Raw genomic sequence first — 11,085 nt, forward strand, 5'->3', positions numbered from 1 at the left:
GCATTACCCCATCTAATCTTTATGCGCGAGAAATTACCCGATCCCGTTTCTCCCAAATTTCTGCAATACTTTTTAACCGCTTTTACCAATAATAAATCTCTCTATAGCGCCGTACATGAAGCCCAAAAAAATCTCCACGATGACTGGGAAAAAGACTATCCCTGTGCCAGTTGGTTGCCCGTAGTTTGCCCCAATCCCACCGAAGAACCCCCCACTTGGCATAGTTTTAGTAACTCCCCTAAAAAACAACAAAATTGGCGACGATTTGCTCTAACTTTCGGTTTAGGTTTAGCCGTAACGATGACAGGCTTGGCAATAAGAGAAACAGGAATTTTAGAACCCTTAGAATTAAATATTTATGATCGTCTGATGCAACTAAAACCCAAAGATAAACCCGATGACAGATTATTAATTATTACCATTGATCGCCAAGATTGGGAATATCAAGATCGCATGGGTATGAAAAGACCAACAATACCAGGAAGCGATCGAAAACGTTCCCTCGCAGGAGAAGCATTATCGCAGCTTTTAAATAAATTACTGCCCTACGAACCGCAAATTATCGCCTTAGATATCCTCCGTCCCATCGCTGCCAGTCAAGATTATCCACCCCTAGCCAAACAATTACAAAATACTCCTAATTTTATCTCGATTTGTAAGTTTAATAATTACCCGCAACCGGACGGATTTCCCCCACCCCCGGAACTGCCAAAAAATCAGAGTGGTTTTAGTAACATAGTCCCAGACGAAACCATTGCCGGAGTTCCCCGAATTCGTCGTTTTTTATATCAGGCAAAACTCGATCGCACCTCTCCCTGTCTTCCCCCGGATTCTTTGGCCACAGTTGACTCAATATCCTGTAATTTTAAAGATTATGCTCCTAGTTTTAGTCTCCTAATTGCCAAACGATATCTAGAATCCCAGAATCAAGATTTTGACTGCAATAAACTGCAGCGGGGAATTCTAGAAATTAATATCGGGGATACTCATCTTGGTGACTGGCTACAATCCAACCGCGGCCCCTACAGAACCAGTCAATCCGATACCCGATCCGGCCGTCAAGTTATGCTCGCTTACCGTCGAATCGCCGATAATGGCAGCGATGCAATCACAAAAATTGCCCCGAAAAAATCTCTCCAACAGGTTTTAGATCCGCGTTTTAATCCCGAATCGGTCCGGGGAAAAATTGTCCTGATTGGAGTAACAGAACCCGGGATCGATGATTTTTTAACCCCCTTTAGTCGCAACCCATCGGAAGCAATTCCGGGGGTTTATTTGCACGCGCACGCGGTCAGTCAAATTCTCGATACAATGACAGGAAAACGTACCTCGATCGCTTTCTGGAATCCCCTACAGGAGGCTTTCTGGGTGCTGGGTTGGTCTCTGGTGGGGGGATTATTAACGTGGCGTTTTCTTCGGGTAAAAACGGTACTTTTGACAGTGGCGATTGCTGTGATTTCCCTTACTGGTATCGGTTGGCTTCTCTTTAGTTATTTCGGTCTCTGGGTTCCGATTATCCCCCCAGCGATCGCACTTCTCACCACCTCCGGTATCTTCTTTTTTCTTCGTTCTTACTACTTAAAATAGCTAGGTAAGGCTTGCTGAAAAAGTACGGGCGAAGCATTCGGATAGAAAATCTCCGGTTTCACCGATAGGTTATTGCCCGAATGCTTCGCCCCTACAGGACCCGGGCCGATGAAGACGCAAGGTTTTGAAGCACGATTCTCTCAAAATCTTGCACCTGTTTCACGAGAAAAACGACAAAACTCTTACCTTGCCTACATTTCACATTTATTCAGCAAACCCTAGGTAACAGCCATGATCAAACCTTCGATCGCCCTCATCCTTCTTTTCTCCCTACTGCCTCAACCTGGGTTAACCCTTATCACCCCGGCTGCCGGAAATATTTCTAATGATCCCATTCTGACGGCACAGGGCGATCAGGAGCTTACCGAGGAGCAATTCCTACAACGAGTCACCGTTCGGATTACTAGCGAGACAAATCGGGGATCAGGGACGATTATCGCTAAAAAAGGCGATAATTACCTTATCCTAACCAACGCCCACGTTACCCGCAACACGAAAACCCTACAGGTACAAACTTACGACGGCCACAGCCGTGCGGCCCGCATTGTCCCCAATTCCCTATCGGAGAATCAAGATCTCGCTCTGCTGGAGTTTAGCGATACCCGGGACTATGCGATCGCCACCATCGCGGAGTTTACCATCAATCAAAACAGCATCGGTTTAGAAGTGGTGGCCGCGGGATATGTTGCCGAAACGGGACAGTATCGGACGACAAAGGGAACCCTCGAACAGGTGAGCGATCGACCCCTCCGGGATGGCTACAGCGTCGGTTATAGTGGCGATATCGTGCAGGGAATGAGTGGCGGCGGCATTTTTGTCGAGCGGGATTTAATCGGCATTAACGGGCGATCGGCCCATCCGATTCTCTCTAACTACATCTACGAGGACGGTACAAAACCCACAGACGCAGAAATCCAACAGATGAGAGCGGTTAACTGGGGCATTCCCCTTCATACCCTATTAACCTACATCCGGCCCGAAATCCTCAGCGCCTATAACCTACCCCTACCGCAGGTGAACCCCGATATAGAAACCACCGCCCCTACTGACTATATCGCCGAATTAGAAGCGAAAGCGAAGGGTTTCACCGTCCGGATTGATAGTAGCAGTAAAACCAATGGAAGTGGCGTAATTGCCAATGGAAGTGGCGTAATTATCGCTAAAGAAGGGAATATTTACACCGTCCTAACCGCCGATCACGTCCTTTGCGGAGAAATGGCACGCACCGACAGCTGTGCTGATTACACCTACACCGTCGTCACCAGCGACGGCAAAACTCGAAACATCGAGAAAAGCACCATCATCCGGCAGAAAGGGGTAGATTTAGCAGTTTTTCAGTTTGAAAGCCTGGACAATTATCCCGTTGCGGAAATAGCGAATTATAACCCAAATACCGATGATTTTGTTTTTGCCGCAGGCTTCGCCAAAATTGGACAAAATCCCTCGAAATGGTTGTTTAGTGGCGGTAGAATTAACGATAAAGAACGGGGATTAATACAAACCCGCCAAAGTGACTTAAGCAATGAACAAGGAGGAACATTACAAAGTGTTGCTTCTTTAGAAGGAGGGTATGAATTAGTTTATACCAGCATCACATTTGGGGGCATGAGTGGCGGTGCAGTCTTAGACTCCCAGGGGAGAGTAATAGGGATTCATGGAAGTTCGGAAACAGCAGGGGTAACGGAAATTCAGTTAGGGTATAGTTTAGGGATTCCCATTAGCACTTTTATCGGATTGCAAGAAAGATTCAAGGTAAAACCGCAATTATTAACCACTGCTCAAACCCAAGTTAGTCCGCAACAAAAACTAGAAATTATTCAAGCGATTACTGGTGTTATTGTTCCTAATACCAATGCGACGGCGGATATTTGGATACAAAGGGGAGGACAATTATGGCGGTTACGGAGGCATGAGGAAGCAATTAAAGCCTTTGATGAGGCGATTAAGCAAAATGACCCCAAGAATGTCTATTTAGCCTGGTATGGGAAGGGATTAGCGTTATTTGCTTTAGATAAATATCAACCAGCTATAGAAGCTTTGCAACAAGCGATTAATACCTTACCTAAAGGGGAAGATTTAAAGAACTTTCACAGTAGTATTTTACAACAGCAAAGTGGAGTTTATCGCTCTTTAGGTGACTTCTCAACAAGTGCTGGTAGAGAAAGAGAAGCCAGAGAAAATTATGAGCAAGCCTTAACGGTGATTAATCAGGCGATTTCTCTGGTCCCTAATAACCCCAATTCCTATAATGAGAAATACGGAGTATTAGATAAATTAAAACGCTATGATGAGGGATTAGCGGCGATTAATCAGGCAATTAATCTCGCTCCCCGTGCTGCTTGGTATTACAATCGGGGGGTTCTTTACTATAACCAACAAAAATACGATTTAGCCCTCTCTGACTGGAACAAAGCCATTGAACTTAATCCTAATTTTGCTGGGGCTTACTACAATCGGGGGCTTCTTTACTATAACCAACAAAAATACGATTTAGCCCTCTCTGACTGGAACAAAGCCATTGAACTTAATCCTAATTTTGCTCTGGCTTACAACAATCGGGGGGTTCTTTACCGTCTCCAAGAAAAATACGAATTAGCTTTAGCTGACTGGAACAAAGCTATTGAACTTAATCGTAATTTTGCTATGGCTTACTACAATCGGGGGCTTCTTTACAAAGACTTGCAGAAATACGATTTAGCCCTCTCTGACTACAGCAAAGCCATTGAACTTAATCGTAGTTATGCTATAGCTTACAACAATCGGGGGGTTCTTTACTTTAACCAACAAAAATACGAATTAGCTTTAGCTGACTGGAACAAAGCTATTAAAATTAATCCTAATGATGCTGATGCTTACAACAATCGGGGGGTTCTTTATGCCCTGACAAGAGAGTTTCCAAAAGCCCTTGCTGATGCCGAAAAAGCCTCAGAATTATATCGTCAACAAGGGAATGAAGCAGGTTATCAAAAAGCTCAAAAACTAATCAGCATGATTCGCCAAGAAATGAGTAAAAATTAGAGTCCGTAGGTTGGTTTGAGCGAATAAATATGTTAAAGAAAACCTCTCAATTCTCAGGAAAAGCGAAACCCAACACCCAACACCTAAATCCGTCTGAATCTTTTTGTTGGGTTTCCTTAGGTCTATTGTTGGGTTTCGTGCCTCAACCCAACCTACTTTAGTTTCCTTGGGTCTGTTGTTGGGTTTCGTGCCTCAACCCAACCTACGGTAGAAACCCAACACCCAACACCTAAATCCGTCTGAATCTTTTTGTTGGGTTTCCTTGGGTCTGTTGTTGGGTTTCGTGCCTCAACCCAACCTACGGTAGTTTCTTTGGGTGTATTGTTGGGTTTCGTGCCTCAACCCAACCTACGGTAGAAACCCAACACCCAACACTGAATCTTTTTGTTGGGTTTCCTTGGGTCTGTTGTTGGGTTTCGTGCCTCAACCCAACCTACGGTAGTTTCTTTGGGTGTATTGTTGGGTTTCGTGCCTCAACCCAACCTACGGTAGTTTCTTTGGGTGTATTGTTGGGTTTCGTGCCTCAACCCAACCTACGGTAGAAACCCAACTGATGAAAAGGTGATGCGGGTTTTACAACAATTAGGGGGATAAGTGGGGAGGGGTGAATTATCAGTAGTTAGTTTTTTCTAGTCTAGTCTGTTAATTGTTCATTAAAAAACCTTCGGGATGGATGTTATTTTATGACCTTAAAACAACTCATACAAGACAAACGAGAGGATATCCTAAAAATTGCCACTAAACATGGTGCTTTTAATGTGCGTGTATTTGGTTCCGTTGCTAGAGGAGAGGAAACCGAAAATAGTGATATTGATTTTTTAATTGATTATGATTTAGCTAAAACATCCCCTTGGTTTCCCGGTGGATTATTAGTTGATTTAGAGGCTCTCTTAGGGTGTAAAGTGGATGTAGTAACTGAAAAAAGCCTTCATCATCTAATTAAACAGCGAATCTTAAAGGAGGCAATTAAGTTATGAATGAAGATCGAGTTTATCTTGAATATATTTTAGACTGTATTGATAAAATTAAGGACTATTCCCAAGGGGGAAAACAGGAGTTTTTTGCTAATTCAATGATCAGCGATGCTATCATTAGACGCTTACAAACTTTGGCAGAATCAACTCAAAGGCTTTCGGAGGAATTAAAGGCAAATATTCCCAATGTTGACTGGCGTAATATTTCTGGTTTTAGGAATATTTTAGTACATGATTATTTAGGGGGAATTGACCTTAATACAGTTTGGGAGGTGGTAGAAAATTATTTGGATGATTTGAAAGAACAGATTTTAAGGCATCTAGAATCAGTTTCTTAGGTTGGGTTGAGGGAATAAATAGGTTAAAGAAAACCTCTCAATTCTCAGGGAAAGCGAAACCCAACACCCAACACCTAAATCCGTGTGAATCTTTTTGTTGGGTTTCCTTGGGTCAACCCAACCGACGGTAATTGCTATGATTACTAGGTTCGGTAGAGCCGATTTTTTTAAGCATTTAACATTTAAGCACCCAATCTTCCTTCTAAAATGCCAATGATGGACAAATCCTCATCTAAGGTTTCCCAATGTAATCCCGTGCCATCACAAATTAACTCAACCTCTGCTAATTGTTCAAAGGTTGCTTTTGATAAGCGTTTATTTTTATAAGCAGGAAAACGAATTTCTCTATCGTCTTCTAAACGAATACAAATCCATTTATCTTCAACCCAAACTTTTTGAGCTTTTACTATGCTTTCATGTACCAAATACATCGTGCTATTTCCTCCGTATTATTTCTATATTTTCTGTAATGATAACTTCAGCCCGAACAATTTCTTTGGTTTTTAGACCTTTAGCATAATCCAATTCTAGCGGCTCTAGCCAAAATTTAGCATATCCGCCGCCCCGTCGAACGTGAACGTGCATGGGTTCATTGCCTTCTGGCATAGAAAAAGAAAACATAGCCTTCCAGTCTGAAAATTTCTGGCATGAGGTTAAAGCTTATTTGGCTGGATTTGGCCAAGCATGAAATGTAACGCACCACCAATTTTATAATATTCAGTGGGTTATGCTACAGTGCTTGTCATCTTGGTGCGATCACTGTTTTAGAGGACGAAAAGCGATCGCATCCTTTCCGAGGTTGGGTCATCGGAACGAAACCCAACACCTAAATCCGTCTGAATTAGCGAACGCCAATTTTGTCGGCTGCATTAACGAAGTGTAAAGCGGCAATCTCGCTGCCAAGCCCGATAATAAAGCTGATCGTGGATTGGGAGCAATTCAGTTATAATAGGGGTTAACTTAATATCGTTAGCAACGCAGAATGAGGATTTCACCATGAGGATTCCATATACGTATTGGAAAGAATCAGATGGGATGTTCTTGGGCTATTTGAATGAATTTCCCGATCATTGGACCCAAGGTGTTGACTTAGAAGAATTAATCGAAAACTTGGTCGATCTCTACAGAACATTTACTACGGAAGAAATCCCCGGAATCAAGAGAGTTGCAGAGTTTGAAATCGCATGAAAAGGCATGATTTAATTGCACAATTAGAGCAAGCTGGCTGCTATTTGATTAGACGTGGAGGGAAACACGATATTTACCATAATCCAGATACTGGAAAAACAGAACCAATTCCCAGACATCGAGAAATTAATGAGCGATTGGCTAAAAAGATTATCAAAAGTCTTACAGGCGACAGATAAATTCACAGTGCGAATCAAACAAGGCTACAAGGAAGCAAAGGATCTATGGAAAAATGATTACTATATGATTTAAAAAAGGGCGATCATATCGTTTCGTAGTAGTTTCGTAGGTTGGGTTGAGGAACGAAACCCAACAAATCCACCAGTTATGCTTTGTTGGGTTTTCCTTTGGTCAATCTAACCGACAAGGGAGATTATGCGCCAGAATAATCAATACTTATTATGCAGTATCGAAGGGCAAAAATTGAGGGAGGAACTTACTTTTTTACTCTTGTCACTCACAAGCGTAAAAAATTCTTGTGCGAACCAGAAAATATCTCCCTCTTGCGAGAAGCATTTCGCTACGTTATGCAACGTCACCCATTCACAATCGATGCCATTGTCATTTTACCCGACCACCTGCACTGCATTTGGACTTTACCCGAAGGTGATGCCAATTTTTCCACTCGTTGGCGTTTAATAAAAAGCTATTTTAGTCGTAACTGCGATTCACAATATCACGGAAAAATGAATACTTCGAGAGAGAATAAAAAAGAACAAACTATCTGGCAAAGACGGTTCTGGGAACACTTAATCAAAAACGAGCAAGATTTCATTTTTCATGTAGATTACATTCATTATAATCCCGTAAAACATCGATTAGTTAATGCTCCTTCAGCTTGGGAATATTCCAGTTTTCACCGTTATGTTCAACAAGAAATCTATCAGATTGACTGGGGTGCAAATGAAGAAATCATCTTTCCGGTGCAGGTTGGCTATGAATAGAGCGATCGCATCGTTTCCTAGGTTGGGTCATCGGAACGAAACCCAACAGCCAACACCTAAATCTGTCTGAATCTTTTTGTTGGGTTTCCTTGGGTCTATGGTTGGGTTTCCTGACTACTGTAGAGTCCGTAGGTTGGGTTGAGCGAATAAATAGGTTAAGGAAAACCTCTCAATTCCCAGGAAAAGCGAAACCCAACAGCCAACACCTAAATCTGTCTGAATCTTTTTGTTCGGTTTCCTTGGGTGTATTGTTGGGTTTCGTGCCTCAACCCAACCTACGGTAGTTTCCTTGGGTGTATTGTTGGGTTTCGTGCCTCAACCCAACCTACGGTAGAAACCCAACACCCAACACCTAAATCTGTCTGAATCTTTTTGTTGGGTTTACTTGGGTGTATTGTTGGGTTTCGTGCCTCAACCCAACCTACTTTAGTTTCCTTGGGTTTATTGTTGGGTTTCGTGCCTCAACCCAACCTACGGTAGTTTCCTTGGGTGTATTGTTGGGTTTCGTGCCTCAACCCAACCTACGGTAGAAACCCAACACCCAACCCCTAAATCTGTCTGAATCTTTTTGTTGGGTTTACTTGGGTGTATTGTTGGGTTTCCTTACGTCAACCCAACCTACGGTAGAAACCCAACACCCAACACCTAAATCTGTCTGAATCTTTTTGTTGGGTTTCCTTGGGTCAACCCAACGGACGATAATTGCTATGATTACTATAATCCGTAGTCGTGGTCTTTTATATGCCGAATTAAAACAAACCGAAAAAGCAAAAATTGATCTACAACAAGCAGCTATATTATTCCACCAACAGAATAATATGGCAACTTATGAAAAGGTGATGCAACTTTTACGCAAATTAGGGAGGTGACAAATGATAAAAACACCCGTTGATTTATACCGTAGAGGTAATGCTACATCTCCCAGAATGGATCATGTTCGTCCTAACAAAGATATTGCTATCTATGAAAATAATGGGCAAATATGGGTAAAAGAAACCCTTGTCGATGGACAAACACCGGGGGGAATTTCGACCTTTTCCCTTCAGGGAATAGGAAACAACTGGTGGAAACTAGATCGGGTAATTTCTATTCCCAGTGAGCTAGAATTAATTAATGATCGAGGTAATCACTGGTTATGGAAACCCTTATTTCCTATGTCAATAGAAACCTATCAACAAGCTTTAAGGGTAATTGGTGAATTTTTTTATCGTGTAAGTTGAGGTAAACTATGAAAACTCTATCATTTAAAGACATCCAATTTATTATCGAAGCTCTCGAATCCCTTCTCAAAAATTATAGTGACCGTATTCAACAAATAGAAGCTCTCGAAAACTATGAAGATGAAATTTCAGACTTAAGTAATGATTCTCTATTTTTACAAGAATTAATTACTGACTTACAAAATCAACAAACACAAGAATTGGCTCTACTTGTGCCAGAATTTGATTTGCAAAAAATGTCTTTACAAACATTAATTAAACAAGGAAAAAACCTGTCAATTGAGGAAAAATTAATCTTAGTGGAATCTCTAACTTCATCAATCCGCGAAGAATATAATCTAATGCGAACCTGAAATGAGAAATCAATGATTACTTATTTAGCCACCGTTCATAAAGATAACCATAGTGATTATGGGGTACAATTTTATGACTTTCCGGGTTGTATTAGTGCAGGAGAAACCATCGAAGAAGCGAAAAAAATGGCAACTGAAGCCTTAAAAGGTCATATTTCCTTCATGTTGGCAGATGGGGACGAAATTCCCACCCCTAGCACCCTCGAAACCATTTTAACCGACGCGGATCATCAAGATGCGATCGCTTTTCTACTCATTGAGGTATCAGAAGCTATTTTAAAGCATCAGGAATTGTGTGTAAAAAACTAGGTGCAGTCTCTAGCTTGGTTTGAGCGAATAAATATGTTAAAGAAAACCTCTCAATTCTCAGGGAAAGCGAAACCCAACACCCAACACCTAAATCTGTCTGAATCTTTTTGTTGGGTTCCCTTGGGTGTATTGTTGGGTTTCCTTACGTCAATCCAATCGACTTTAGTTTCGTAGGTTGGGTTGAGCGAATAAATATGTTAAAGAAAACCTCTCAATTCTCAGGAAAAGCGAAACCCAACAGGCAACACCTAAATCTGTCTGAATCTTTTTGTTGGGTTTCCTTGGGTTTATGGTTGGGTTTCCTTACGTCTAGTTTCGTAGCTTGGGTTGAGCGAATAAATATGTTAAAGAAAACCTCTCAATTCTCAGGGAAAGCGAAACCCAACAGGCAACACCTAAATCCGTCTGAATCTTTTTGTTGGGTTTCCTTGGGTTTATTGTTGGGTTTCCTTACGTCAACCCAACCTTGTATGATGATTAGCGGCTAATTCATCGGCAATAAGAGACTCCCCCGCTCTTTGAAGGCTTGAAATAGCCAAATCTTGAAGCCTTTGTCAAACCTGAGCTTATTTTTTCGAGAAATTACTGCATTTTTAACATCCATTCTACCGCCCGTTCATACAGTTCTAAATTACCAGTTTTTATCAAAGCATTAGCGGCTTTTTGCAAATAGTTAAGGCTCGCTACTCGACTACTAGGATTTTTATCATCGTAGGTGGCAAGAGCCAAGTTATAATAAGCTTCGCCATAATTTGGCTGATAAGTAATTGCTAATTGATAATCAGCGATCGCTTCCTTCTTATCGCCTATTTTTTCCTTAACTAAACCTCGATTATAGTAAGCTTCAGCATAGTTAGACTGGAGAGAAATAGCCATATTTAAATCCTCCAAAGCACCAGCATTATCTCCCAAATCAAAGCGAATAACTCCCCGGTTATTATAGGCGATCGGATTATTGGAATTCAAGCTAACTGCCTTATCTAAATCCTCTAAAGCACCCTCCTTATCCCCAGTTTGTCGTCGAATAACGCCAATTCAAAAATGAAACGCATCAACCTCAAGAGTTGACAAAGAAAGGCTCATCAGGTACTGTCTGATCATTAACAAAAACAAATCAGACCCAAAATGAGCCACCAACATCTTAACATAGAACA

Annotated in this window: 13 protein-coding genes and 1 pseudogene; 11 read left to right on the plus strand and 3 right to left on the minus strand. The window is 41.7% G+C overall.

The window, feature by feature from the left end; all coding sequences use genetic code 11:
- The 4 genes from IQ242_RS07580 to IQ242_RS07595 all read left to right on the plus strand — a co-directional run.
- On the plus strand, positions 1–1,587 hold a 1,587-nt coding region (locus IQ242_RS07580; protein WP_193959543.1), incomplete at its 5' end, for a CHASE2 domain-containing protein.
- A 231-nt stretch (positions 1,588–1,818) separates the two neighbouring features.
- The gene (locus IQ242_RS07585) at positions 1,819–4,605 is read left to right on the plus strand and encodes a tetratricopeptide repeat protein (protein ID WP_193959544.1); all 2,787 of its coding nucleotides are present in this window, start codon (positions 1,819–1,821) and stop codon (positions 4,603–4,605) included.
- 683 nt (positions 4,606–5,288) lie between these two features.
- A complete protein-coding gene (locus tag IQ242_RS07590; RefSeq protein ID WP_002763046.1) occupies positions 5,289–5,582 on the plus strand; it encodes a nucleotidyltransferase family protein in 294 nt (97 codons plus the stop codon).
- Entirely contained in the window at positions 5,579–5,917 is a 339-nt protein-coding gene (locus tag IQ242_RS07595; RefSeq protein ID WP_125731514.1) for a DUF86 domain-containing protein, read from the plus strand. The genes IQ242_RS07590 and IQ242_RS07595 overlap by 4 nt, the downstream gene beginning before the upstream one ends.
- A 182-nt stretch (positions 5,918–6,099) precedes the next feature.
- On the opposite strand, the gene IQ242_RS07600 is transcribed toward IQ242_RS07595, so the two are convergent.
- Both IQ242_RS07600 and IQ242_RS07605 read right to left on the minus strand, forming a co-directional pair.
- Entirely contained in the window at positions 6,100–6,348 is a 249-nt protein-coding gene (locus IQ242_RS07600; RefSeq protein ID WP_002785172.1) for a DUF2442 domain-containing protein, read from the minus strand.
- A gap of 4 nt (positions 6,349–6,352) precedes the next feature.
- Entirely contained in the window at positions 6,353–6,538 is a 186-nt protein-coding gene (locus IQ242_RS07605) for a DUF4160 domain-containing protein (RefSeq protein WP_228020870.1), read from the minus strand.
- Positions 6,539–6,913: 375 nt separating this feature from the next.
- On the opposite strand from IQ242_RS07605, the gene IQ242_RS07610 reads away from it, so the two are divergent.
- From IQ242_RS07610 to IQ242_RS07640, 7 genes are all read left to right on the plus strand, one after another.
- Positions 6,914–7,105, plus strand: coding sequence for a type II toxin-antitoxin system HicB family antitoxin (locus IQ242_RS07610; protein ID WP_002771342.1), 192 nt, complete (start codon positions 6,914–6,916; stop codon positions 7,103–7,105).
- On the plus strand, positions 7,102–7,284 hold the full coding sequence (locus tag IQ242_RS07615) for a type II toxin-antitoxin system HicA family toxin (RefSeq protein ID WP_012267861.1): 183 nt from the start codon (positions 7,102–7,104) through the stop codon (positions 7,282–7,284). Before IQ242_RS07610 ends, IQ242_RS07615 begins: the two co-directional genes overlap by 4 nt.
- A gap of 222 nt (positions 7,285–7,506) precedes the next feature.
- On the plus strand, positions 7,507–8,049 hold the full coding sequence (locus IQ242_RS07620; RefSeq protein ID WP_002771339.1) for a transposase: 543 nt from the start codon (positions 7,507–7,509) through the stop codon (positions 8,047–8,049).
- Positions 8,050–8,756: 707 nt separating this feature from the next.
- Complete coding sequence (locus IQ242_RS07625; RefSeq protein WP_193959545.1) at positions 8,757–8,918, plus strand: hypothetical protein; 162 nt, start codon at positions 8,757–8,759, stop codon at positions 8,916–8,918.
- A gap of 3 nt (positions 8,919–8,921) precedes the next feature.
- Positions 8,922–9,269, plus strand: a complete 348-nt coding sequence (locus tag IQ242_RS07630) for a hypothetical protein (RefSeq protein WP_193959546.1) — start codon at positions 8,922–8,924, stop codon at positions 9,267–9,269.
- Positions 9,270–9,277: 8 nt separating this feature from the next.
- Positions 9,278–9,622, plus strand: coding sequence for a hypothetical protein (locus IQ242_RS07635; protein ID WP_193959547.1), 345 nt, complete (start codon positions 9,278–9,280; stop codon positions 9,620–9,622).
- A gap of 12 nt (positions 9,623–9,634) precedes the next feature.
- Positions 9,635–9,931, plus strand: coding sequence for a type II toxin-antitoxin system HicB family antitoxin (locus IQ242_RS07640; RefSeq protein ID WP_002768606.1), 297 nt, complete (start codon positions 9,635–9,637; stop codon positions 9,929–9,931).
- A gap of 582 nt (positions 9,932–10,513) precedes the next feature.
- On the opposite strand, the pseudogene IQ242_RS07645 reads toward IQ242_RS07640, so the two are convergent.
- A pseudogene (locus IQ242_RS07645) lies at positions 10,514–10,963 on the minus strand (tetratricopeptide repeat protein); the annotation flags it as partial.
- Positions 10,964–11,085 lie beyond the last annotated feature (122 nt).

It is taken from the genome of Microcystis sp. LEGE 08355, assembly GCF_015207185.1.
Taxonomy (GTDB): Bacteria; Cyanobacteriota; Cyanobacteriia; order Cyanobacteriales; family Microcystaceae; genus Microcystis; species Microcystis panniformis.